General features: G+C 73.0%; 23 protein-coding genes. 11 read left to right on the forward strand and 12 right to left on the reverse strand.

Translation table 11 applies throughout. The annotated features are described in order from the left end of the window. From kdpB to ACIODU_RS31180, 3 genes are all read right to left on the reverse strand, one after another. The gene (kdpB, locus tag ACIODU_RS31170; protein WP_401771987.1) at positions 1-2133 is read right to left on the reverse strand and encodes a potassium-transporting ATPase subunit KdpB; all 2133 of its coding nucleotides are present in this window, start codon (positions 2131-2133) and stop codon (positions 1-3) included. Beyond that, the gene (gene kdpA, locus ACIODU_RS31175) at positions 2133-3797 is read right to left on the reverse strand and encodes a potassium-transporting ATPase subunit KdpA (protein ID WP_401771989.1); all 1665 of its coding nucleotides are present in this window, start codon (positions 3795-3797) and stop codon (positions 2133-2135) included. Before kdpA ends, kdpB begins: the two co-directional genes overlap by 1 nt. A 61-nt stretch (positions 3798-3858) precedes the next feature. Then, positions 3859-3948 carry a potassium-transporting ATPase subunit F gene (locus ACIODU_RS31180; RefSeq protein ID WP_356433188.1) on the reverse strand — a complete coding sequence of 30 codons (90 nt, stop codon included), beginning with the start codon at positions 3946-3948 and terminating at the stop codon, positions 3859-3861. A 393-nt stretch (positions 3949-4341) separates the two neighbouring features. Here ACIODU_RS31180 and ACIODU_RS31185 point away from each other — a divergent pair, with 393 nt between their 5' ends. After that, the gene (locus ACIODU_RS31185; protein ID WP_401772073.1) at positions 4342-5721 is read left to right on the forward strand and encodes a hypothetical protein; all 1380 of its coding nucleotides are present in this window, start codon (positions 4342-4344) and stop codon (positions 5719-5721) included. Between the two features lie 251 nt (positions 5722-5972). Then, positions 5973-6800, forward strand: a complete 828-nt coding sequence (locus ACIODU_RS31190) for an alpha/beta fold hydrolase (RefSeq protein WP_401771992.1) — start codon at positions 5973-5975, stop codon at positions 6798-6800. On the opposite strand, the gene ACIODU_RS31195 is transcribed toward ACIODU_RS31190, so the two are convergent. Then, positions 6790-8301 carry a dihydrolipoyl dehydrogenase family protein gene (locus tag ACIODU_RS31195; RefSeq protein ID WP_401771995.1) on the reverse strand — a complete coding sequence of 504 codons (1512 nt, stop codon included), beginning with the start codon at positions 8299-8301 and terminating at the stop codon, positions 6790-6792. The genes ACIODU_RS31190 and ACIODU_RS31195 overlap by 11 nt on opposite strands. A gap of 170 nt (positions 8302-8471) precedes the next feature. Between ACIODU_RS31195 and ACIODU_RS31200 the strand changes: the two genes are divergently transcribed. The 6 genes from ACIODU_RS31200 (at position 8472) to ACIODU_RS31225 (ending at position 12157) form a co-directional block, all read left to right on the forward strand. Continuing rightward, on the forward strand, positions 8472-8786 hold the full coding sequence (locus ACIODU_RS31200) for a GNAT family N-acetyltransferase (protein ID WP_401771997.1): 315 nt from the start codon (positions 8472-8474) through the stop codon (positions 8784-8786). Positions 8787-8920: 134 nt separating this feature from the next. Then, a complete protein-coding gene (locus ACIODU_RS31205) occupies positions 8921-9955 on the forward strand; it encodes an MDR family NADP-dependent oxidoreductase (RefSeq protein ID WP_401771999.1) in 1035 nt (344 codons plus the stop codon). A gap of 42 nt (positions 9956-9997) precedes the next feature. After that, positions 9998-10375, forward strand: coding sequence for a MerR family transcriptional regulator (locus ACIODU_RS31210; RefSeq protein ID WP_401772001.1), 378 nt, complete (start codon positions 9998-10000; stop codon positions 10373-10375). A gap of 42 nt (positions 10376-10417) precedes the next feature. After that, positions 10418-10921, forward strand: a complete 504-nt coding sequence (locus ACIODU_RS31215) for an FBP domain-containing protein (RefSeq protein ID WP_356432805.1) — start codon at positions 10418-10420, stop codon at positions 10919-10921. A gap of 36 nt (positions 10922-10957) precedes the next feature. Further along, positions 10958-11392 (forward strand): MarR family winged helix-turn-helix transcriptional regulator, encoded by a 435-nt coding sequence (locus tag ACIODU_RS31220; RefSeq protein ID WP_401772003.1) that lies wholly within the window; start codon positions 10958-10960, stop codon positions 11390-11392. A 123-nt stretch (positions 11393-11515) separates the two neighbouring features. After that, complete coding sequence (locus ACIODU_RS31225) at positions 11516-12157, forward strand: MBL fold metallo-hydrolase (RefSeq protein ID WP_401772006.1); 642 nt, start codon at positions 11516-11518, stop codon at positions 12155-12157. Positions 12158-12178: 21 nt separating this feature from the next. On the opposite strand, the gene ACIODU_RS31230 is transcribed toward ACIODU_RS31225, so the two are convergent. From ACIODU_RS31230 to ACIODU_RS31250, 5 genes are all read right to left on the reverse strand, one after another. Further along, positions 12179-12679, reverse strand: coding sequence for a hypothetical protein (locus ACIODU_RS31230; protein WP_401772009.1), 501 nt, complete (start codon positions 12677-12679; stop codon positions 12179-12181). Positions 12680-12757: 78 nt separating this feature from the next. Further along, positions 12758-13780, reverse strand: coding sequence for a TolB family protein (locus ACIODU_RS31235; protein WP_401772012.1), 1023 nt, complete (start codon positions 13778-13780; stop codon positions 12758-12760). Beyond that, positions 13777-15078 carry an MFS transporter gene (locus ACIODU_RS31240; RefSeq protein WP_401772014.1) on the reverse strand — a complete coding sequence of 434 codons (1302 nt, stop codon included), beginning with the start codon at positions 15076-15078 and terminating at the stop codon, positions 13777-13779. The genes ACIODU_RS31235 and ACIODU_RS31240 overlap by 4 nt, the downstream gene beginning before the upstream one ends. Positions 15079-15083: 5 nt before the next feature. Further along, entirely contained in the window at positions 15084-15974 is an 891-nt protein-coding gene (locus tag ACIODU_RS31245) for an alkaline phosphatase family protein (RefSeq protein WP_356432815.1), read from the reverse strand. 147 nt (positions 15975-16121) lie between these two features. Then, a complete protein-coding gene (locus ACIODU_RS31250; RefSeq protein ID WP_356432817.1) occupies positions 16122-17012 on the reverse strand; it encodes a universal stress protein in 891 nt (296 codons plus the stop codon). A 277-nt stretch (positions 17013-17289) separates the two neighbouring features. On the opposite strand from ACIODU_RS31250, the gene ACIODU_RS31255 reads away from it, so the two are divergent. Both ACIODU_RS31255 and ACIODU_RS31260 read left to right on the forward strand, forming a co-directional pair. Beyond that, positions 17290-18477 carry an aromatic ring-hydroxylating dioxygenase subunit alpha gene (locus tag ACIODU_RS31255; RefSeq protein ID WP_356432818.1) on the forward strand — a complete coding sequence of 396 codons (1188 nt, stop codon included), beginning with the start codon at positions 17290-17292 and terminating at the stop codon, positions 18475-18477. Between the two features lie 217 nt (positions 18478-18694). Beyond that, positions 18695-20032, forward strand: a complete 1338-nt coding sequence (locus ACIODU_RS31260) for an MFS transporter (protein ID WP_401772019.1) — start codon at positions 18695-18697, stop codon at positions 20030-20032. 21 nt (positions 20033-20053) lie between these two features. On the opposite strand, the gene ACIODU_RS31265 is transcribed toward ACIODU_RS31260, so the two are convergent. Together ACIODU_RS31265 and ACIODU_RS31270 are read right to left on the reverse strand one after the other, a co-directional pair. Then, positions 20054-20716, reverse strand: coding sequence for a TetR/AcrR family transcriptional regulator (locus ACIODU_RS31265; protein ID WP_356432822.1), 663 nt, complete (start codon positions 20714-20716; stop codon positions 20054-20056). A gap of 378 nt (positions 20717-21094) precedes the next feature. Continuing rightward, on the reverse strand, positions 21095-21442 hold the full coding sequence (locus ACIODU_RS31270; protein ID WP_356432824.1) for a metalloregulator ArsR/SmtB family transcription factor: 348 nt from the start codon (positions 21440-21442) through the stop codon (positions 21095-21097). Positions 21443-21519: 77 nt separating this feature from the next. Here ACIODU_RS31270 and ACIODU_RS31275 point away from each other — a divergent pair, with 77 nt between their 5' ends. Beyond that, the gene (locus ACIODU_RS31275) at positions 21520-22575 is read left to right on the forward strand and encodes a cation diffusion facilitator family transporter (RefSeq protein ID WP_401772022.1); all 1056 of its coding nucleotides are present in this window, start codon (positions 21520-21522) and stop codon (positions 22573-22575) included. A 30-nt stretch (positions 22576-22605) separates the two neighbouring features. Here the strand turns inward: ACIODU_RS31275 and ACIODU_RS31280 are convergent, their stop codons facing one another. After that, positions 22606-23832 (reverse strand): helix-turn-helix domain-containing protein, encoded by a 1227-nt coding sequence (locus ACIODU_RS31280; protein WP_401772024.1) that lies wholly within the window; start codon positions 23830-23832, stop codon positions 22606-22608. Positions 23833-24110 lie beyond the last annotated feature (278 nt).

Raw genomic sequence — 24110 nt, forward strand, 5'->3', positions numbered from 1 at the left:
TCAGCGCAGGCCGGGGATGAACTGGACGATCAGGTCGATGACTTTGATCCCCGCGAAGGGGAGGACCAGGCCGCCCAGCCCGTACAGCAGGATGTTGCGGGTCAGGAGCGCGGACGCGGACGACGGCCGGTAGCGGACGCCGCGCAGGGCCAGCGGGATCATCGCCACAATGATCAGCGCGTTGAAGATGACCGCGGCGGAGATCGCCGAGGTCGGGCTGTGCAGGCGCATGACGTTGAGCTGGTCCAGCCCGGGGATGACGGCGGCGAACATGGCCGGGATGATCGCGAAATACTTCGCGACGTCGTTGGCGATGGAGAAGGTCGTGAGCGCGCCGCGCGTGATGAGCAGCTGCTTGCCGATCTCCACGATCTCGATGAGCTTGGTCGGGTTGGAGTCCAGGTCCACCATGTTCCCGGCCTCCTTGGCGGCCGAGGTGCCGGTGTTCATGGCCACCCCCACGTCCGCCTGCGCCAGCGCCGGAGCGTCGTTCGTCCCGTCGCCCGCCATGGCCACCAGCTTGCCGCCGGACTGCTCGCGGCGGATCAGCGCGATCTTGTCCTCCGGGGTGGCCTCCGCGAGGAAGTCGTCGACACCCGCCTCGTCCGCGATGGCCCGGGCGGTCAGCGGGTTGTCGCCCGTGATCATGACGGTCTTGATCCCCATCAGCCGCAGCTCGGCGAACCGCTCGCGCATGCCCTCCTTGACGACGTCCTTGAGGTGGATCACCCCGAGGACCCGGGCGGTACGGGTGTCTCCCCGGCGGACCGACTCGGCGACGACCAGCGGCGTTCCGCCGCTGGCGGAGATGCCGTCCACAAGGGCGCCGACCCCGCCCATCGCCTCGCCGCCGTTCTCCCGCACCCAGCGCATCACCGCGGCGGCCGCGCCCTTGCGCAACGCGTGCCCGCCGTCCGGGCCTTCGAGGTCGACACCGCTCATCCGGGTCTGCGCGGTGAACGGGACGAAGGAGGCGCCCGCCAACTCCCCCTCGCCCCGGGCGCGCAGCGCGTATTGCCGCTTGGCCAGGACGACGATCGAGCGGCCCTCGGGGGTCTCGTCCACGAGCGACGACAGCTGGGCGGCGTCGGCCAGTTCCTCCGCTCCGACACCTTCGGCGGGCAGGAACTCGGCGGCCTGCCGGTTGCCGAGGGTGATGGTGCCGGTCTTGTCCAGCAGCAGGGTGTTGACGTCCCCGGCCGCCTCCACCGCGCGGCCCGACATGGCCAGCACGTTGCGCTGCACCAGCCGGTCCATGCCCGCGATGCCGATCGCCGAGAGCAGGGCGCCGATGGTCGTCGGGATGAGCGCGACCGTCAGGGCCACCAGGATGACGATGGTCTGCTCGGCGTGCGCGAAGATCGCGAAGGGCTGGAGAGTCGTCACGGCGACGAGGAAGACGACGGTCAGGGACGCCAGCAGGATGTTGAGGGCGATCTCGTTCGGGGTCTTCTGCCGGGCCGCGCCCTCGACCAGGGCGATCATCCGGTCGATGAAGGTCTCGCCCGGCTTCGAGGTGATCCGTACGACCACCCGGTCCGACAGCACCTTCGTCCCGCCGGTGACCCCCGAACGGTCGCCGCCCGACTCACGGATGACCGGCGCCGACTCCCCGGTGATCGCCGACTCGTCCACGCTGGCGACCCCTTCGACCACGTCGCCGTCGCCGGGGATCACCTGCCCGGCCTCGACCACCACGAAGTCGCCCACCCGCAACCGGTCGGCGGCCACCTCCTCCTCGTCCTCGTCCCGGCCGGCGCCGCCCGGCCGCCACCCGTGCGTGAGGCGGCGGGCGGCGGTGTCCGTTCGCGTACGGCGCAGCGTCTCGGCCTGTGCCTTGCCGCGCCCCTCGGCGACCGCCTCGGACAGGTTGGCGAAGACACTGGTCAGCCAGAGCCACACGGTGATCACCCAGGCGAAGACACTGGGGTCCTTGATCGCCGAGTACGTGGTCAGGACCGCGCCCACCTCGACGACGAACATGACGGGGTTGCGGAACATCACCCGCGGATCGAGCTTGCGCAGCGCCTCGGGGAACGACGCCATCAGCTGCCGCGGGTCCAGCAGGCCGCCCGAGACCCGGGAGGCGTCCTGCGCGGGCGGGCCCGGGGGCGGGGCCGGGGTCGTGGCCATCAGTGCAGCCCTTCCGCGAGCGGACCCAGCGCGAGCGCGGGGAAGTAGGTGAGGCCGACGACGATGAGGATGACGGCGATCAGCAGGCCGACGAAGAGCGGCCGGTGCGTGGGCAGCGTGCCCGCCGTGGCGGGGACCGCCTGCTGCTGGGCGAGGGACCCGGCGAGGGCCAGGACGAACACGATCGGCAGATAGCGGCCGACGGCCATCGCCAGGCCGAGCGCGGTGTTGTACCAGACGGTGTTCACCGACAGCCCGGCGAAGGCCGATCCGTTGTTGTTGGCCGCCGAGGTGAAGGCGTACAGCACCTCGGAGAAGCCGTGCGGCCCGGAGTTGAGCATCGCGGCCCGCTCCCCCGGCAGCGACATCGCGACGCCCGCCCCGACCAGGACGACCGCGGGGGTCGTGAGGATGTACAGCGAGGCGAACTTCATCTGCTGTCCGCGCAGCTTCTTGCCCAGGTACTCGGGCGTACGGCCCACCATCAGGCCCGCCACGAACACCCCGACGATCGCCAGGATCAGGATGCCGTAGAGGCCGGAGCCCGTACCGCCGGGGGCGATCTCCCCGAGCATCATGTTGAAGATCGTCATGCCGCCGCCGAGCGGGGTGTACGAGTCGAGGAAGGAGTTCACCGCGCCGGTGGACGTCAGGGTGGTGGACGCGGCGAACAGGGCGGAGGCCCAGACGCCGAACCGCTGCTCCTTGCCCTCCATCATGCCGCCGGCCGCGTGGCCCGCCGTACTGCTCACCCTGTACAGCTCGTTGACGGTCACGATCGCCACGGAGGCGGCCCAGATCACCGCCATGACGGCGACGATCGCGTACCCCTGCCTGCGGTCGCCGACCATCGTGCCGAAGGTGCGGGGCAGGCAGACGGCGATCACCATCAGCAGGTAGATCTGGAGCCAGTTGGTGAATCCGTTGGGGTTCTCGAAGGGGTGGGCGGAGTTGGCGTTGTAGAACCCGCCGCCGCTGGTGCCCAGTTCCTTGATGACCTCCTGGGAGGCGACCGGGCCGCCCGTGATGCGCTGCTCGCCGCCCGCGACGGTGGTGACCGACTGGAGGCCGTGGAGGTTCTGCACCACCCCGGCCGCGACCAGCACGATCGCGAAGACGACACAGACGGGCAGCAGGACGCGCAGCACGATCCTGGTGACGTCCACCCAGAAGTTGCCGACCCGGTCGGTCCGTTGCCGGGTGAAGCCGCGGATGAGGGCGGCCACGACGGCGATGCCGACGGCGGCGGAGACGAAGTTCTGGACGGCGAGACCCGACATCTGCACGAGATGGCCGAGGGCCGACTCGCCCGCGTACGACTGCCAGTTGGTGTTGGTCACGAACGACACGGCGGTGTTGAAGGACTGGTCGGTGTCCATGGCCGGGGTGCCGAGGCCCAGCACGAAGTGGTTCTGGAGCCGCAGGAAGCCGTAGAGGAAGAGCACGGAGACGAGCGCGAAGGCGAGCACACCGCGCAGGAACGCGGACCAGGGCCGGTCGGCGTCGGCGTTGATCCCTCCGAGGCGGTACAGCGCGCGTTCCACCGCCGAGTGGCGGGGCGAGGTGAGGACGTACGCCATGTAGTCGCCCAGCGGCCGGAAGGTCAGCGCGAGCGCCGCCACCAGGGCGAGGATCTGGAGCCACCCCGCGAGGGTGTCGTTCATCGAGGGCTTTCCACCGTTCGAGGCGTTGCGGGAGGGAGGGCGGAGGCGGGTACGGGCGCGGTCAGAAGCGCTCGGGGAACATCAGGCAGAGGACGAGGTACGCGACGAGCAGCGCCGCCGCCGACAGGCCGACGATGTTGTCGGTGCTCACAGCCGGCCGACCCCCTTCGCGATCAGATGGAGCAGGGCGAACACGGCGACTGTGACCACGACGAAGACAAGATCCGCCACGTGCGGTACCCCCAGGGGAGCGGTCGGGAGAGACTCCGACGTTATCGACCGCGGCCCCGGCCGGCCGGTGACACGCCGGTCGCGCGGACCCGGGGCACGGCGGACCCCTGCCGGGCAGATTTTCCTACGAACCTTCCCTTGACCCACCGTTCACCGGCCGGACACCGCGACCCCGCCCGGAATGATCAACGGCTGCTCCATCCTGTTGACCGTGTGCTCGTCCGCGGATCGGACGAGCCGTCAACGAAGGGTCGTCACCGTGGTGTTGTCCCGTACCGCGTCCCGTACCGCGTCCTCCGGCCGGCGCCGCAGCCTGGCGGTCTGTCGCGGTGTCACGCTGGCGCTCGTCGCCGGTCTCTCCGTACCCGCCGCCCTCCCGGCCGCCGCCGCGGCCCCCGCCACCCCCACCATCAGCCTCTCCAACGCCTACGTGTCCGGCGCGGTGGGCGCGACGGGAGACCCGACGGTCACGGTGCGGGTGGCGCAGCAGGCCACCGACGCGGCGGCGCTGACGGTCCGCGCCTCGGCCAGTTCCCGCGCCTCGGTCGCGGGTACGGGAGACGTCACCGTCACCGGCACCGGCGGCAGTCGTGAGATCGCCGTCCAGGCGCGTGCCACCGGCTACACCGACCTGACGATCCAGGTCACCGGCGCGGGCGGCAAGACCGCCACCACGAAGCTGCACTACGCGGCGTCCGCGGCGGTGCGCTCCCCCGCCGACACCCGCTACCTCACCGGCTCCAGCGACGCCTCCGCGGCGGTGGACGCCGGCGGCGGCTACGCGGTGGTCGCCGACGACGAGTCCAACACCCTGCGCCTGTACCGGCGGGACGCGTCGGGCGCCCCGGTGAGGACCTGGGACTTCAGCTCCCAGCTCAAGGTCGACGGCGAGATCGACATCGAGGCGGGGACCCGCGTCGGCGACACGATCTACTGGAACGGCTCCCTGGGCAACAACAAGGACGGCAAGGTGAAGGCGGAGCGTTCGACGCTCTTCACCACGACCGTGTCCGGTTCCGGCGCCGACACCCAGCTGGCCCTGGCCGGCTCGTACCAGGGGCTGCGCGCGGACCTGATCGCCTGGGACAAGGCGGCCCAGAACCGGTACGGCTTCGCGGCGGGCGCCGCGTCCGGCCAGGTCCCCAAGCAGATCGACGGGTTCAACGCGGAGGGCCTGGAGTTCGCCCCCGGCAGCACCACCACCGCCTACGTCGGCTTCCGGGCGCCCCTCGTACCGCCGGCCGACGGCGGGAAGGCGCTGCTGGTGCCGGTGACCAACATGGACAAGCTCGCCACGTCCGTCGGCGGCAAGGTCCACGCCACCTTCGGTACGCCCGTCACGCTCGACCTCGGCGGCCTGAGCGTCCGGGACATCCGGCGCGACCCCTCGGGCGGGCTGCTCCTCCTCGCCGGTTCCTGGGCGGCCGAGGACAACTCCGCGCCGTACGCCCTCTACTCCTGGGACGGTGTCGCGGGACACGCGCCGGTCAAGCGCCTCGACCTGCCGACCACGGACCCGGGCGGCTGGGAGGCCATCGTCGACGTGCCCGGCGCGGGCGCGCAGGACCCGCGCGTCCAGCTGATCACCGACAACGGCTCGGCGGACCTGTACGGGGACGGGACCGAGGCCAAGGACCTCGACCACGCGGAGTGGAAGAAGTCCAGGACGGTGCGGTTCGCCCTCCAGCCCTGACAGCACGGCTCGCATGCCCGCCCGCCCGTACGCGACCACGTACGGGCGTGTGGGCGTGTGGGCGTGTGGGCGTGTGGGCGTGTGGGCGTGTGGGCGTGTGGGCGTGTGGGCGTGTGGGCGTGTGGGCGTGTGGGCGTGTGGGCCGAACGAACCACGGTACGGGGCATATGGCGGCGCGCTGGAGGGTCGGCTTGAGCGGGTGACCGGCGGGTGTCAGCATCCGCAGACCTCTGCCGGAAGGAACGCACGTCATGGGCACCCTCACCACGACCGACGGGACCGACCTCCACTACAAGGACTGGGGGTCGGGACAGCCCGTCGTGTTCAGCCACGGCTGGCCGCTCAACGCCGACGCCTGGGACGACCAGATGCACCTCGTCGCCCGCGAGGGCTTCCGGGCCGTCGCGCACGACCGCCGGGGGCACGGCCGGTCGGAACAGCCGTGGGACGGCAACGACATGGACACGTACGCGGACGACCTCGCCCAGCTGATCGAGGCGCTGGACCTGCGGGACGTGATCCTCGTCGGCCACTCCACCGGCGGCGGTGAGGTCACCCGCTACATCGGCAGGCACGGGACGTCCCGGGTCGCCAAGGCGGTGCTCCTGAGCGCGATCCCGCCGCTGATGCTCCGGACGGACGCCAACCCGGAGGGCACCCCGATCGGGGCCTTCGACGACATCCGGGCCGGTCTGCTGGCCGACCGGTCGCAGTTCTACGCCGACCTCAGCGCGCCGTTCTACGGGGCGAACCGCGAGGGTTCGGAGGTCTCGCGGGGCGTGCGGGACGCGTTCTGGATGTGGTCGATGCAGGTCGGGTTCAAGGGCGCGTACGACTGCGTGAAGGTCTTCTCGGAGACCGACCTGACCGAGGATCTCAAGCGCTTCGACATCCCGACCCTCATCGTCCACGGGGACGACGACCAGATCGTGCCCATCGTGGCGGCGGGCCCGAAGTCGGCGAAGATCGTGAAGGACGCGACGCTCAAGGTCTATGAGGGGGCGCCGCACGGGCTGATGTCGGTCAGCCCGTTCAAGGAGCGCTTCAACGCCGACCTGCTGGCGTTCATCAGGAGCTGACCCTCCCGGCGCGGCGCTGGGTCCGCAGGGTCTCCAGCAGCCGGAGCCAGACCTCCGACGGCGTGGGGTAGCTGGGGACGACGTGCCACAGGACGGGCACCGGGATCCGCGCGACGACGGCCGTGGTCGCCGCGTGGACGAGGTCCGCGACGTCCGGTCCGACGAACGTCGCCCCCACCACGGTGTCCGTGGCCCGGTCGAGGACCAGCCGGGCCCGGCCGGTGTAGTCGTCGCGCATCACGTACGTACCGGCGAGGCCGGCCATGTCGTACTCGACCGTCTCGACGTCGATGCCCGCCGCGCGCGCCTCCCGCTCGGTGAGGCCGGCCGAGCCGACCTCCGGGTCGGTGAAGGTCACCTGCGGGGCGCCGCGGTGTCCGGCGGCGGCGTTCAGCGGGCTGTCCTCCGCGCTGTCCGGCCGCTGCCCCGCGGCGCGCGCGGCGATGACCTCGCCGGCCACCCGCGCCTGGTACTTGCCCATGTGGGTCAGCAGCGCCCGTCCGCAGGCGTCGCCGACGGCGTAGAGCCACTCGCCCGGTACGGCGCACACGGACTGGTGGTGGTCGACCTCCAGATAGCCGCCGTCGGGGCGGCCCACCGACGACAGCCCGATGTCCCCGGTGTTCGGGGTGCGCCCGGCGGCGACCACCAGCTCGTCGGCGACCAGGGTCGTCCCGTCGTCCAGCACGCACGTCACCTCGCCGCCGTGCCGCGTCCCCGTCCCCGTGTCGCGGGAGTCCTCCCGGCGCACCTCCGTGATCGCCCGGCCCGGCAGCAAGCGCACGCCCGCGGCGCTCAGCGCGTCGCCGACCATGCGCCCGGCGAAGGGCTCGGAGCGCGGGAGGAGGCCGTCGTCGCGGTAGACGAGGGTCAGTTCGGCGACGCCCAGCGAGCGGAGCCAGGTCGCCGACTCGCAGGCCACCACCCCTCCGCCGAGGATCACCACGCGGGGCGGCACCTCGTGCAGGTTGGTGACGTCCCGTGAGGTCCACGGGCGGGCGTCGGCCAGGCCGGGGATCGGGGGCACGGTGCTGGTGGATCCCGTGTCGATCACGACCGCGTGACGGGCCGTCAGCGTACGGACGCCGCCGTCCGGCCCGGTCACCCGTACGACGCGCTCCCCCGCCAGCCTTCCGTACCCCCGCACCACGTCGATGCCCGTGTCCAGCGCCCACTGGATCTGCGAGGTGTCGTCGAGGTGGTTGACGACGGCGTCCCGGCGGGCCAGTACGGCGGGGACGTCGAGGGTGGCGCCCGCCACCAGGGCGGCGACGCCGGGCACGTGGCGCGCGGTGTCCAGGACGTCGGCCGGGCGCAGGAGTGCCTTGCTGGGCATGCACGCCCAGTACGAGCACTCGCCGCCGAGCAGTTCCGCCTCGACCAGCACCGCGTCGAGACCGGAGAACTGGGTGGCGTACTGGGCCGCGTTCTCGCCGGCGGCGGCGCCTCCCAGGACGATGACGTCCCATTCCGTACGGTCGGGGTCGACGGAACCCGCCATGGGCGACCTCCCCTTTCCTCTGTCCGCACGTCGCTGCGTGCACCGCCTTCCAGCCTGCGCCGGGGCAGGACCCTCCGCAATCGGGCCCCGCCGGGGCGGGATGATGGGACGAGGTGCGGGCCGCCCGGTGTGGGCCGCCCGCGGGAGTCCCACCAGCGTAGGGAGACAGCGTGTCGGAGACCGGGTCCGTGACCGTGCAGGACGTCGAGGAGCACAACCGCTTCGAAGCCCGGGTGGACGGGAGACCGGCCGGCTTCGCCGACTACATCCGTACGGGAAACCTGGTGGTCTACCCGCACACGGAGGTGGAGCCGGAGTACGAGGGCCGGGGCGTCGGCGGTGCGCTGGCCCGAGCGGTTCTCGACGACGCGCGGGCCCGGGATCTGCCGGTGCTGGCGACGTGCCCGTTCATCTCGTCGTGGATGAGCCGGCACCCGGAGTACCTGGACCTGGCGTACCAGAACCGCAGCCGGGTCACGGACTGAGGAGGCCGTCCGGGGAGGGGCGCCCGGCTTGAGAAACGGCTTGACGTTGACGCGCACGTCAGGGGTTAGCGTCACCGGGCTCTCGTGGTGGGCGCGTCCCGCTCCGCCGCGCCGTACCGTCCAGGAGTCCGCCCATGACCGCAGCCCTCCCCGGCCTCCCCGCCCTCACCCGCGAGGTCCGGCTCGTCGCCACGCCTCCGGGGCTGCCCGCTCCGGAGCACTTCGCCGTCGCCGAAGTGCCTCTTCCTGCGCCGGGGCCGGGGCAGGTGGTCGTCAGGAACAGCCACTTCCTCGTCTTCCCCGGTCTGCGCACCCTCATCGGCGGGGAGGTCGACGGGGTCCCGCTGCCCGCGCTGCACGCGGGTGACGCCCTCTTCGGGCCGGCCGTCGGCCAGGTGGTCGCGGCGGCGGACGACAGCCCCCTGCGCCCCGGAGAGGCGGTCTCGCACCTGCTCGGCTGGCGGGAGCACGCCCTGCTCCCCGTCACCGGGTGCACGCCTCTGGACGGCGTGCTGCCGGACCCGGTCGCCCACCTCGCCCAGGGGTCGGCCCCATACGGCGCGCTGACCCGGCTCGCCCGGGTCGGCCCCGGTGACACCGTCCTCGTCACCGGCGCGGCGGGGGCGGTGGGCTCGCTGGCCGGGCGGATCGCGCGGCTGCTGGGCGCGGACCGGGTCATCGGCAGCACGCGTTCGCCGGAGAAGGCGGCGCGACTGGTGTCCGAGTGCGGTTACGACGCCGTCGTACCAGCGGGAGCCGGGCCCTTCGCGGCGCGGCTCGCCGAGGTGGCGCCCGGCGGCATCGACGTCCTGCTGGACACCGTCGGGGGCGAGCAGCTGACCGCCGCGCTCGGCGCGGCCCGGCAGGGAGCGCGTTTCGCGCTGGTCGGCGCGCTCTCCGGGCAGTTGTCGGCGCAGCGGCGCGGCGGCAGCGCGCCGACCGAGATCGACGCCTTCCGGATCGTCGTCAAGGGGATCTCCGTACGCGGCTACAGCGGCGCGGGCCACCCCGGGGTGGAGGCGGAGTGGACCGAGCGCTTCGGCGGCTGGCTCCGCGCCGGTGAGATCGGCTTTCCGCATGTCCGGATCCCCGGCATGGCCCGGGCCCCGCGGGCGTGGTCGGAACTGATGGAAGGACGGCACTTCGGGGCCGTGGTCGTGGAGTTGTGACGGTGACGAAGCCGTGGTGAAGCGGCGGGGGGCGGGGTCGGGATGCGGATCGGTGACGCGGCAGCGGCGGCGGGGACGACGCCGAGGGCACTGCGGTTCTACGAGGAGCGCGGGCTGCTGCCCCCGCCCGTGCGCACCGCCTCCGGCCAGCGCGACTACGGTCCCGGTGAGGTGGCCCGCGTCCGGGTCGTGCGCGACCTGCTGGCGCTCGGGCTCACGGTGGAGGATCTGCGCGGCTTCGTGGACCGCATCGACCTGCTGACCGAGGACCCGCCGCGGCGGTGCGGCTCCGCCGAGCCCGGGGCCCGTACCCCCGAGATCGTCGACCGCAGGCTCGCCGCGCTCGACGCGGAGATCGACCGCCTGACCCGGCTGCGCGACCGCCTCGCCCGGCTGACCGGCCGGGCGCCGGGCGAATAATGCGATGCGGGCGCGCCGGCGCGGGGCATAGGGTCGGCGCCCGTGGAACCACTCAGTGAGAACCAGATCCGCTCGTCCTTCGTGAACAGCACCAAGGGCGAGGCGGCCCGGCTGCGGCTGCCGCTCGACTTCGCCGAACTGCCCTGGGACGACCTGGACTTCCTGGGGTGGGTGGATCCGGGGGCGCCGCTGCGGGCCCATCTCGTACTGCCCGGGGCGCGGGGGCCGCTGGGGATCTCCCTGCGGGTCCCGTCCGTGAACCGCACCAGCGTGGTGAAGTCCAGCCTGTGCCAGATCTGCCTGACGGGCCACGCCTCCTCCGGGGTCGCCCTGCTCGTCGCCCCGCTGGCGGGCGCACAGGGCCGCCAGGGCAACACGGTCGGCACGTACATCTGCGCGGACCTGGCCTGTCCGCTGTACGTACGGGGCAAGCGGCAGCCGAGGCTGCGGGCCGGGCGGTACGAGGAGTCCCTGAGCCTGGACGAACGGCTCGCGCGCATGACGGGCAACCTGGACGCCTTCGCCGCGAGGGTCGTCGCGGAGTGAGCGGCCAGATATACAGCTAGACTGTATTATTGCTCCATGGAGAACGAGGAGATCCTGGCCGACCGGCTGCGGGAGTCGATCGGCCGTTTCGTACGGGTCACCCGCGCGCACACCGACTCGCTGAGCGGGCCCCACACGTCCACCCTCGGCCTGCTCAGCCGCGAGGGCGACGCCACGATCGCGTCACTGGCCCAGCGGCGGGGCGTACGGCACCAGAGCGCGAGCCGCACGGTGCTGGAGCTGGGAGACCTCGGTTACGTGCGCCGCCGCCCCGACCCGGCGGACGGCAGGGCCGTCCTGGTCACCCTGACGGAGGCCGGGCGCGAGGCCGTCGAGGCGGACCGCCGGGCCCGGCGCGACTGGATGGCGGGCGCGATCGCGGCCACCCTCGACGCGGACGAGCGCCGGCAGCTGGAGGCGCTGCCCGGGCTGCTGGACAAGCTGGCGGCGTACGAGGACGGGCAGGTCTAGGTCAGGTCCAGGGCAGGTCCGGGGCCGGTCCGGCGGGCCCACGGCGCCCCTCCGCCGAGTGTCTTATACAGCCAAGTTGTACACTCGGGTTGTACAGTTCGCCGCCGTCCGTGAGGAGCCACCATGAAGCTGACGAAGTACGCCCACGCCTGCGTCGCCCTGGAGAAGGACGGCGTGACCCTCGTACTCGATCCGGGGAAGTACACCCCCGAGGCGGGGGAAGCGGTGGCGGGTGCGGCGGCGGTGCTGGTGACGCACGAACACGCCGACCACTTCGACGCCGAGCTGATCGGCGCGGCGCTCGACGCGCGGCCCGACCTGGTGGTCTTCGGCCCCGCGGTCGTCACGGAACAGCTCGGGGAGCACGCCGGCCGGGTGACGGCCGTGACCGCCGGGGACACGTTCACCGTCGGCGGCTTCTCCGTGGCGGTCGACGGGGAGCGGCACGCCCCCATCCACCCGGACATCCCGGTCGCGGACAACGTCGGCTACCTGGTCGACGGCACCGTCTTCCACCCCGGCGACTCGTACCACGTACCGAACGCGCTGGTCGGGACACTGCTGCTGCCGACGAGCGGACCGTGGACCAAGCTGAGCGAGGCCGCCGACTACGTACGGGCGGTGAAGCCGCGGCGGGTCGTCCAGATCCACGAACTGCTGCTCAGTGAGCTGGGGCAGAAGTCCACCGCGGCGATCCTGGGTGAGGGCGGCCTGACCGGGACGGCCCTGACGATCCTCGCCCCCGGTGAGTCGCTGACGGTGTGACCGTACCGAAACGGACGGCGGTCAGACCGCGCCCGTCGCGCCCCGGTGCTCCAGCTGCCTGAGCCGGCGGGCGCGTCCCTCCGCCGCGAGCGCGCCCGCGCGGTCGGCGAGCAGGGCGCCGCCGTCCGCGAGGTGCCCGGCCAGGACCCGCAGGGCGGCCGTACGGACGAGGTCGAACACCGGCGTCCCGCGCACGGCCAGCAGGTGCTCGCGCTGCTCGCCGCCGAGCCCGGCGGCGGCCGGTGCCGCCTCGACGGCATGGACGGCGTGGGCGTCGAGGACCTGGTAGGCGGCGGGCAGCTCCACCCGGTCGAGGTCGGTGCCTGACAGGTCCGCGGCAAGGGCCCGGTCGTGAAGGGCCGCCGCGACCAGCACCACCACGGGTCCGTGATGCTCCTGGATCTCCTCCGCCCGGTCCTGCCGGGCCGCGGCGGTCCCGAGGTGCCAGAGCACCAGTTCGTCGGCCGCGGCGAGCGCGTACTCCCAGAGCCCGGGGGCCGGTTCCACTGTGCGATCGTCCATTCCGGCACGCTATCCCGCCGCCGATCACGCCGCCCCGGCGGGCCGGACGACCGGGGGGCGGCCGCCGGCCGACCGCCGTCAGCCCAGGTAGGCCGGGGCGACGGCGGACCGCATCAGGCGCCGGGGTGCCCCGGTGCCGTCGGCGGGAACCGTCCACAGGTCGGAGCCGTAGTCGCCCGGCAGCGCGTACACGAGGGTGGAGCCGTCCGCCCACAGCGCCTGGTCGTCCACGTCGCGGTGCTCGGCGGTGGCGGTCTCCGTCAGGTCGCGGAGATTCAGCACGTACAGCCGCCAGGGCGCGTCCGCCGGGGCGCCGGGGACGCGTTTCTTGTAGGCGATCCGGCTGCCGTCGGGCGAGAGCGACGGGCATTCGACGTTGCGGTGCAGGGTCGTCAGCGTCCGTGCGGTCAGGTCCCCTCGGACCAGGTACGTCTGCCCGCCGGTGGCGAGCGTCGCGTAGAAGCGGGAGTCGTCGGCGAAGGTGACACCCCAGATGTTGACGTCGGAGGCATGGTAGGGGCGGCCGTCCTTGACGACGGCGAACGTCTCCAGGTTGTCGTCGATCGCCCCCGTACGGACGTCGGCGATCGAGGTGCGGGTGGAGAAGGCGGTGCCCGCGTACGAGTCGCCGCTGACGAAGACCGTCCAGGCGACCAGGTGCCCGGAGGGCGAGACCCGGGCCCGGGTGGGGATGCCCGCCACGGGATAGTGGCGCACTTCGCGCAGGTCCGCGTCGAGCACGACAGCGCGGTACGTGTCCTCCAGCGCGCCGCGCCGGGCCTGGAGGCAGATGCCGGTCCCGGCGGCGGCGTGGAAGCGCAGGCACTTGACGCCGGAGACGGTGCGCGGTCCTTCGGGGCGGGAGGCGGGGACGGTGGCGATCTCGTCGCGGTGCGGCCCCCAGGCCAGGTTGCGGACGAGGAGGCGCCGGCCGGTGTCCGGCCGGAGCGAGACCGTACCGGTCCTGACGGGCGCGCCGCCCGCCTGTTCCTGGTTCCGCTCGCCGGACCGGTGCGCGGCGTGCAGCACCGCGCCGGCGCCGGCCGCCCCGAGCAGCAGGACGGCGGCGAACAGGATCACCAGGCGGGTGGTGCGGGTCATGCGGGCACCTCATCGGCGGTACGGAGGACGAGGGAGGCCGCGACGGCGGCGGCGACGAGCGCGGCGGCGGTGACCGCGAGGGCGGTCCTGCCGCCCCACAGGGTCCAGGCCGCGCCGAAGGCGAGCGAGCAGACGAACCGGGCCAGCGCCTGGCCGGTGCCCACCAGGGCCTGCCCGGCGCCCTGGTGCTCCGCCGGGACCACACGGGCGGTGGCCGCCGCCAGCACGCCGTCGGTGGCCGCGTAGAACGCGCCGTGCAGGACGAGGACGGCCACCACCACGGACGCGTCGGCCTTCCCGGAGGCGAGGAGGACCAACCCGTACCCCAGCAGCAGGAATCCGTGTCCCGCCAGGAAGAGGCGGCGCCGTCCCACGCGGTCGGCGACCGCGCCCATCGGTACCGCCAGCAGCAGGAAGGTGGCGGCCGTGCCCAGCGGCAGCAGCGGGAACAGGTGGACGGGCAGGCGCAGTTCGCGCTGGAGCAGCAGGTAGAGGAAGGAGTCGCTGACGGTGGTGAGGCCGAGGAGCACGGCGCACAGGGTGAGCCGCCGGAGCGCGGGCCGGCGCAGCAGGGCGAGCGAGTCGCGCAGCGTGGCCCGCGGCCCGGGGGCCTCGGGTCCGCCCGCGTCGGGACGGGGGGTGCGGTGACGTGGCGCGACCTGCCGGGGTACGAAGAGCACCAGCACCAGGACGCCCAGCGCCGCGACGCACCCGCTGACCGCGAAGACCGCGTCGTACCCGTCCACGGTGACCCGGAGCACGGCGAAGGCGGCGAGCGGACCGAGGAGCGCGCCGGTGGTGTCCATGGCGCGGTGCACCCCGAAGGCCCTGCCGAGGCGCTCGGGCGGGGTCGAGAGCGAGATCATCGCGTCCCGGGGTGCCGTACGGAGCCCCTTGCCGGTGCGGTCCAGGGCGAGCACGGCGCTGATCACGGGGAGCGTGTGCGCGAGGAGCAGGAGGGGCTTGCAGAGCGCGGACAGGCCGTAGCCGACCCCCGCGACCACCTTGTGCCGCCGTCCGCCGCGGTCGGCGAGGTGGCCGCCGGCCAGCCGGACCAGGGCGCCGACGCCGTTGTTGATGCCGTCGAGCAGGCCGAAGCCGAGGGGGGAGAGTCCGAGGGCGGCGACCACGTAGAGCGGGAGGACCGCGGTGACCATCTCGGAGGAGATGTCGGTGATGAGGCTGACCGCGCCGAGGGCCAGGACGGTGCCCGGCACGGCGGGCCCCCGCCGCCCCGGACGGATGCCGGTGTCCGGGGCGGCGGGGGCCTTGCCCGCGCGGGAGTCCGCGAGGTACACGGGGGTCAGTTCCAGATGCCCGTGACGGCGGAGGCCGAGGCGGCGTTGCCGGCGTGGGTGGTCAGGCCGGCCAGGTCCTCCAGGGTGCGGAGGACGTTGTAGTGGTTGTAGGTGGTGGCCACGGAGCTGCCGGGGGTGACGTGCTGCCCGTAGAAGAGGGTGGGGATGCGGTTGCCCGACAGCTTGTTGTCCTCGTCGAAGGTCACCACGAGCATGCTGTTGTGGGTCTTCGCCCAGGAGGCGTACGCGCCGAGCTTGTTCTTGATCCAGGTGTCCCCGGTGGAGACCGAGCAGTCGTGCATGTCGTTGCACAGGTTCGGCACGACGAAGGAGACCTTCGGCAGGGTGGTGTAGTCGGTGGGGAACTGCGTCATCGTCTTCGCCGTGCTGGTGGGCACGTTGGAGAAGCCGAACCACGGGTTGTGCTTCTGCGCGTAGTCGCCGCTGCTGCACGTGGTGGAGCCCTGGCTGGGCAGCGACTCGTTGTAACTCGCCCACGTCTTGCCCGCCTTGATCAGCTCGGAGGCGAGGTTGGGGGCGGAGAGGGAGCCGACCTTGACACAACCGTCGTCGGTACGGCCCTGGTTGGAGCCCGAGAAGAGCATGTAGTAGTTGGGCTCGCTCGGGTGGGTGAGGCCGAAGGACTGGGTGAGGGTGGCGCCCCCGGCCTTCAGTGTGTTGTTGAGGTACGGCGCGCCGGAGGCGCCGATGACCTGGCTGTAGGCGTGGTTCTCCATGACGACGACCACGACGTGGTCGGGGGCCGGGAGCGCCGCCGCCTGGGCGGTGGATCCGGTCGCCGCCCAGAGGCCGAGCGAGGCGGCGGCGAGGCCGGCGGCCCCGGCCAGCGCGGTGAGGGAAAGTCGTCGGCTCCTGCGGGCCTTGGATGCGCTCATGGCTCTCCTCGGGGAAGTGGCGTGCCCCTGTGGGGTGTTGGGGCGCCGCAAACCCTAGGAGCGGTCCGACCCCGCGTCCGCCGTACCTGAGTGAAAATCAGAAGAACAAATGGCCGCTACATCCATCGCCGCCGAACCCGGGTGGTGTCAGGACGGCTGGGGGACGATCGCCACCGGGCAGGGGGCGTGGTGCAGGGCTCCGTGGCTGATCGGGCCCAGCTGGAGGCCGAACGCGCGCTGGAGGCGCCGCGAGCCGACCACGAGCAGGTCGGCGGAGGCCGCCGCCCGCAGGAGACCGTCCCGCGCGGAGCCGCAGTACGCCTCCTGGCTGATGACCTTCACCCCGGGGTGGCGCGCGGCGGGTCCCTTGAGGGTCTCCTCCAGGTGTTCCTTCGCCGCGAACATCATCGGACCGCAGGGGATGCCGTCCTTCATCGCCTCGTCCTGGCCGGACTGGAGGTGCCAGGCGTGCACGGCGTGCAGTTCGCAGTTCCGCGCCTCGGCCTCCCGGAACGCGAACTCCGCCGCCGCGGGCGCGTCGTCCGTCTCGCGTACGCCGAGGACGACCCTGCCGAACTCGCCGGCGATGTTCGACTTCTCCCCCCGGATGATGACCACGGGGCACTCGGCCCGTCCGGCCACTTCGAGGCCCACCGAGCCCAGCAGCAGCCCGGTGAGCGCGCCGCGGCCCCGGTGCCCGAGGACCAGGGCGAGCGCGCGCCCGCTCTCGCCCAGCAGGGCGGTCACCGCCTCGCCGGGCAACACCTCGGCGGTCACCTTCACACCGGGTGCCCGCCGCCTCACTCGTTCGGCCGCCGCCCCGACGACCTCGTCGCCCTCTTCCACCGCCTGTTCGCGGGTCTGGGGCGGGGCGAAGGGCAGCGCCTCGTCCTCCTGCGGCTCCGGGCGGTTGGCCTGCACCACGCCGTGGACGATACGCAGCGGCACATCCTGCCTGGCCGCTTCGTCCGCGGCCCAGTCCACCGCTTCGAGGCTGGACGGGGATCCGTCGACAGCGACCACCAGGGGAGACACCATGGCCCCCACCGCCTTTCACACCGGTCGGTTTGCTCTCTTCCCAGCTTCACACTTCGCACCCGCACATGGACACCGCCGGGCCGCCGACACGGCCGGACTCGCCGGACGGGGGGCCGCAGGGCGGCGGATCAGAGGCGTGCCGGCCCGTGCCCCCGCCCGGGTGACGGAGGCGTTTTCGACGGCCGGGACAGCCCTTTTCGCCGGGCTCGCCCGCCCTGGGGAGCCGTGGTAAGCGTTGACCGACGAATCGGACGATCCGCGTGCAAGGGAGAAGCGCATGACCGAGGCGCAGCCCGCGAAGGACGGGGCATTCACGGCCGGGCCGGTGAGCGACCCGTACCAGGTGCCCGCATTCCGTTCCGAGGCCGTGACCGACCTCCGGCGTACGGGGATCGACCCGAATTTCTGGTATCCCGTCGCCGTGGCCCGGAGTGTCCGGAAGAACAAGGCGTTCGCCGCCACGTTCGCCGGGGAGCGGATCGCGCTGTACCGGGGCGCGAGCGGCACGGTCTACGCGCTGGAGGACCGGTGCGCCCACCGCCAGGTGCCGCTGAGCATGGGCGTGGTGGAGGGGGAGGCGCTGCGCTGCTGCTATCACGCCTGGGCGTATCGCGGGAACGGTCACCTCTCGCAGATCCCCTATCTGCCCAAGGGGGTCGCGCGGCCGCCGCGCGGGGTGCGCGCCTATCCGGTCCGCGAGGCGTACGGATTCGTCTTCGTCTTTCCCGGCGACCCGGAGAAGGCGGCCACGACGCCGATGCCCGAGCTGCCGGAATTCCATTCGGCGCGGCACCGGACGATGACGTTCTCGCGCACCGTGAAATGCCACTACTCGTTCATGCACGAGAATCTGCTCGACATGAACCACCAATTCCTCCACCGGGGTGTTCTCGGGCGGATCCAGCCCAAGCTCCTCGGGTCCGAGTCCGGTCCGCGCTTTGTCGAGGCGCGGTACCTGTTCACGCCGTCGGGCGGGAAGAAGGACCCCGGCGCCGGCCTGCTCTCCGCCGAGGGGATCGGCGGGTCCAGCTCCCCCGACGTCGTCACGGTCCGTACCGACTATCCGTACCAGACCCTCCAGGTGGTCCCCGAGAAGGCCGACCTCCCCGCGTTCTCGCTGTGGGTGGCGTACGTACCGGAGGACGCCGAGCAGCGCACCAACCACGTCTACGGCCTGCTGATGATCGAGAAGCCGCCGGTCCCGGGGGCGCTGCGGCTGGCCTGGCCGTTCATCCGGCGCTTCACCGAGCGGGTGTTCGCCGAGGACAGGATGGCGGTCGAGGCCGAGCAGCGGGCCTGGGACGAGCAGGGGGAGGACTGGAACCAGGAGGTCTTCCCGCTGATCCTGGAGGTCCGTGACGTGCTGCGCGCGAACGGCGTGCCCATCCGCCCGGAGTCCGCCCTGTGCGGAGCCGCGGCGCTCTGCGCCGGCGCCGTGCCGGCCGAGACGAACCAGCCCGGCTGAATCGCCCTCCTCGTCCGCGCCGCCCTTCTCGTCCGCACCGCCCTCGTCGTCCGCACCACCCTCCTCGTCCGCACCGCCGTCCCCGCTCCCCCCGCCGTCGGCCCGTCACCCCTGGCCCGGGATTTATAGTGAACGCGACGTCCAGAAATGAGGCGTGCGATTCCCGGGGGACGTGACCCGTGGGAGCGGGCGCGGGACGCGTGGAGGAGAGGGCCCGATGGATCCGAGGGATCACAGCCGGACATGCCCGGCGGGACCCGGCGCGGGCGGGCCGTCCCCGGAGGCGCCGCGCCGGTCGCGCGTCCCCCGGCCGTCCGGCGGGCGGGAGCCGTCGCAGGCCCCGACGCCCGCGCCACCGGCACCCGAGGGCACGCTGTCCCCCGCCCGGTTGCGGCGTGTGGTGCTGCTCCTCGCCGTCGCGTGCGGCGTGACCGTGGCGAACATCTACTACGCGCAGCCGCTCCTGTCCCCCATCGCCTCGACCTTCGGCGTCAGCGCGGGCAGCACCGCGCTGGTGGTCACCCTCACCCAGCTCGGGTACGCCCTCGGGCTGGTGCTCCTGCTGCCCCTCGGGGACCTGCTGGAGAACCGGGCGCTGGCCTCGCGCACCCTGCTGGTGACGGCGGCGGCCCTGGTGGCCGCCGGCCTGTCGCCGTACTTCGGCGTGTTCCTGGCGGCGTCGGTGCTGGTCGGGACCACCTCGGTGGTCGCCCAGATCCTCGTCGCGTTCGGGGTGCACCTGGCGCCGGAACGGGAGCGGGGGAAGTTCGTCGGGACGGTGATGGGCGGTCTGCTGCTGGGCATCCTCCTGGCGCGTACGGTCTCCAGCCTGGTCGCCGCCGCCTGGGGCTGGCGGGCCATCTACCTGATCTCCGCCGTCCTCATGGTCGCCCTGTCGGTCCTGCTGGTCCGCGTGCTCCCCGAGCGGCGGCCGGTCCACAACGGCGGCTATCCGAGGCTGCTGCTCTCGCTCGGCCGCCTCGTCCGGGAGGAACCGGCGCTGCGCCGCCGCGCGCTGGTCCAGGCGCTGATGTTCGGCGCGTTCAGCTGCTTCTGGACGTCGGTGGCGTTCGAACTGATCACCCGCCACCACCTCGGCCAGGTCGGGATCGGCGCGTTCGCGCTGGTGGGCGCGGCGGGCGCGGCGGCGGCGCCGCTGGCGGGCCGGCTCAGCGACCGCGGCCATGCCCGTATCGGCAGCGGCCTGGCACTGGTGCTGGCCGCGGGCTCCCTGGTGCTGGCCCGCCTCGGTGCGGGCAGCCTGGTCCTGCTGGCGCTGGCCGGGGTGCTGCTGGACTTCGCCGTCCAGAGCCACCAGGTGTTCAGCCAGCGGGAGATATTCGGGCTGCGGGCCGACGCCCGGGCCCGCGTCAACACGGTCTTCATGGGCTCGGTCTTCCTCGGCGGGGCGGCGGGTTCCGGAGTCGCGGGCGTCCTGCACGACGGGTACGGCTGGACGGGCGTCACCCTCTTCGGCGCCGCGCTGCCCGTGGCCGGACTGGCCGTCTGGACCGTCGCCACCCTCCGGCAGCGGCGGACGGAGGCCGCGTCGTGACCGTCGGGCCGGTCCGCGAGGTCACCCGCCCCTCACGCCGTCCCTGTCCCCGTCCCCGTCCCCGCCGTCGCCGGAGGTCGGGGGGCGTGCACTCCGTACCCCGTCCAGCAGTTGCCTGACGAGCGTCGCCGCCAGCGCTCCGTCCAGGGGTTCGTGCCCCATCAGCAGCCGGTGGTAGACGGGCGCGAAGAGCTGATCGACCGCGGCCGCCACGTCGATCCGGGGGTCCAGTTCCCCTCGCTCGACGGCCTCCCGCAGCAGCCGCGCCCCCACCTGGCGGCGCGGGCGCAGCCACTCGTCGTCGAGCGCCGCGCGGATCTCCGGGTCGGCCTGCGCCGCCGCCACCAGGTCACCCATCAACGGCCCCGCCGCCGTGTCGCGGAACAGGTCCGACAGCGACGCCAGCTGGAAGGTCAGCACGTCCTGGAGCGAGGCGCCCTCGTCGACCACGATGGTGCTCTTCGTCAGGCTGAAGAAACTCTCCAGCATCACGTGCGCGCGCGACGGCCACCACTTGTAGAGGGTCCCCTTGCTGACCTTGGCCCGGGCGGCGATGGCCTCCATCGTCACCGCGTCGATCCCGCCGGTCACCAACAGGTCGGAAGCGGCGTCCAGAACGGCGGCCCGCGCCCGCTCACTGCGCGGCCGGCCCCTGACGGCGCGTCCCGGACCTTCGTTCTCCACCACTCACTCCACTCCCACCGGATACGGGCCCATAGTAGAAGGGCGCGGCCGACCCGGTCGGGCCGTCCGGTGGCGCAGCTCACAGGCCGTGGGGAAGGCCCGGGGAACATCCCGTATTGGTTGTCCGTTCATGTCTACGTGGGTACGGAGGGGACAGTGTCCCCGGGCCTCACCTCCAGCCCATGGGGACGATCGTTCGGCTGAAGCCCCATGGAGCCTTTCGCCGCGTAGGCGACCGCCTCTCCGGACCCACACCTCATGACCACCCTGGCCGGCATCCCCCGTACCGGCCGGGGTTCCCGCCCCGGCCCGGGTCCCCCGCCTCGGCCGGGGCTCCCCTTTGCCCCGGGGACGAAGCCCCGGGGAGGCGCCCTTCCGTCAGTCGTGCGGGGCGGCGCCGCTCAGCCGGTGGTCCGCCAGGCTCAGCGCCTCCTCGATGACCCGCCGCAGATGCCCGTCGGAGAGTCCGTACACCATGCGGCGCCCCTCCCGCCGTACGGACACCAGCCCCGCCAGGCGCAGCTTGGCCAGGTGCTGGCTGACCGCCGGGCGCGCCACGTCGCACACCGCCGTGAGGCTGCCGACGTCCGCCTCGCCCGAGGTCAGGGCGTGGAGCAGCGTGAGGCGGGTCCGGTCGGCGAGCAGCCCCAGGACCTCGGCCGCGAGCGCGAACTGTTCGGCGCCCGGGTCTCGCGGGTGCGCATCCTGCGCAGGTGATAGGTGCATGCGTGCGCTCATACGCACATAATGGGACCGGGCGCGTTCGCGTGTCCACCTCTGTCCCGCGTCGGAAGGCCGGTTTCGTGAGCGACCAGCACGGACACACCCACCCGCACGAGCACCCCCACCCCCACTCTCACCCCCACGACCGGGGCCACCAGCACGGCCACCCGGCCGGACACGTCCTCAGGCCCCACTCGCACCACAGCGGCGACAAGGTCGATTCCGCCCTGGAGTCCTCCGCGCGGGGCATGCGGGCGCTGTGGATCTCGCTCGCGGTCCTCGGCGTCACGGCGGCGGCGCAGGCGGTCGTCGTCGTCCTCTCCGGCTCGGTCGCGCTGCTCGGCGACACGGTCCACAACGCCGCGGACGCCCTGACCGCGCTGCCGCTCGGGATCGCGTTCGTCCTGGGACGGCGTGCCGCCGACCGCCGCTTCACGTACGGCTACGGCCGCGCCGAGGATCTGGCCGGCATCGTCATCGTGCTCACCATCGCCGCCTCCGCCGTCCTCGCCGCCTGGACCGCCGTCGACCGCCTGGTGAACCCCCGGGAGCTCAGCCACCTGCCCGCCGTCGCGGCGGCGGCCGTGGTCGGTTTCCTCGGCAACGAGTGGGTGGCGCGCTACCGCGTCCGCGTGGGCCGCGAGATCGGCTCGGCCGCGCTCGTCGCCGACGGGCTGCACGCCCGTACCGACGGATTCACCTCGCTCGCCGTGCTGCTCGGCGCGGGCGGCGCCGCCCTCGGCTGGCGGCTCGCCGACCCCGTCGTGGGCCTGGCCATCACCGCCGCCCTCCTCCTCGTGCTGCGCGACGCAGGCCGGGAGGTCTTCCGGCGTGTGATGGACGCCGTGGACCCCGCGCTCGTCGACACCGCGGAACAGGCCCTCGTCCGGGTGCCCGGGGTGCGGTCCGTCGGGGAACTGCGCATGCGCTGGATCGGCCACCGGCTGCGCGCCGAGGTCGCGATCGTCGTGGACCCGGACCTCACCGTGCGCGCCGCCCACCAGGTGGCCGTCGAGGCGGAACACGCGCTGCTGCACGCCGTACCGAAACTCGCCGCGGCCCTCGTGCACGCCGACCCGGCCCCCGCGCCGGGCACTCCGGACCCGCATCTGGCCCTGGCCCATCACACCGGGTGAGCCGGCCGGTGCCCCGGGTCCGCCGGGCCGTCAGGTGCCGGCGTTCCCGGCGGCACCCGGCACCCGGCGGGTCTGCTCGCCGGCGGAAAGGTCGACGCCGTACGCGCGGCGCGCCTCCTCGCCCAGTGCTTCGAGGTGCCGGCGGCCTTCCTTCTCGTACCCCTCGACGATCAGCAGCCGGCCGTCGAGCACGCCCGCCCGGAGCCGGTCCCGGTGGGTCAGCCACATCTCGCCCCGGCGCAGTTCGTCCAGGTGCGCGCGTGCGTCCGCGAACCGCGCCTCCTCGAAGGCGAGATGGGCCGTCAGCGTCAGCAACTCCTGGTTGAGCAGCGGCGTCCCCACATAACCCAGCGCGGACGCCGCCTCCTTCAGGCGCGCGGCGGCCGGCCCGGTCAGCGGCGGGCGGCTCTGGAGGTAGAGCGAGGCGGCGGCCAGCCGCAGGCGTGCCCACAGGGTCACGTCGGCGCGGCTGTCGAGCCCCTGGATCGCCCGCTCGATGTGGTCCCTGGCCGCTTCCTGGTGGCCCTGACGGAACCGTACGGTCGCCGCCGACCAGAGCGCTTCCGCCCTGAGGGTGGTGCCGCCGCATCCGCCGACCAGCCCGACCAACTCGTCCACGTGCGCGCGGGCTTCGGGCAGCCGCCCCTCCTCGGCCTCCGCGGACACGAGCGCCATCAGGGCGGCGGCGGTGTCCGGCAGGGCCAGTCCGGCCTCCCGCGCCAGCCGGACGGCCCTGCCCGCCACGTCGATCGCCCGGCCCGTCTCGCCCGTGGAGCGCAGACATCGTGCGAGGGAGGACCGGGCCCGGCACCGCAGCTCGGGTAACCCCAACGAGTCGGCGAGTCGGTCCAGTTCCTCCAGGCAGGCCAGTTCCTCGGCGGTGTTGCCCAGCTTCCGCCATCTGCGGGCGACCAGCCACAGCGCCCGCCAGCGCAGCAGCGGGTCCCCGCCGTCGGGCGTGCCGAGGGCGGACAGCAGGCCCTCCACCGCCTCGTCACCGTCCGTGGAGGACGCGATGCTCAGCGCCCGGGCCAGTGCCGTACCGCTCGACGGCGCCTCGAAGACACGCCGGTCGACTCCCAACCGCTCTGCCACGTAGGCGATGACGCGCTCGGTGGGTTGCCGCGCCCCTGATTCCAGGCGGGACAGGTACCCGGTGGAGAGTTCGTCGCCCGCGAGAGCGGCTTGAGAGAGTCCGCGCGCGCGTCTCAGCTCTTTCACGCGGCGGCCGAAGAGCGGTTGTTCCATCATCTGCATCCCAATACTCAGGGTGCGCGACGGCGTTGACCCCATCAGATGAGAATTCCCGCGGCACCAAGGGGCACGATCCCGCCGGGAGCATAGCCAAGGTCTCGCATTCTGGGCAACCACTTGCCCAGGCCACGACCTGGTATGGAGTCCGCCTCCACCCAGTCTTGAGTGATTCCGGTTGCCAACATCAGGCAAACCGTTGCCATCGATGGCCGACGTCGCGCGCCCCGCACGGCACGGCTCCGCCCGGCCGAAACGTACGTATGTTGTATTGTCCCTCAATC

It is taken from the genome of Streptomyces sp. NPDC088261 (genome assembly GCF_044740805.1).
Taxonomy (GTDB): Bacteria; Actinomycetota; Actinomycetes; order Streptomycetales; family Streptomycetaceae; genus Streptomyces.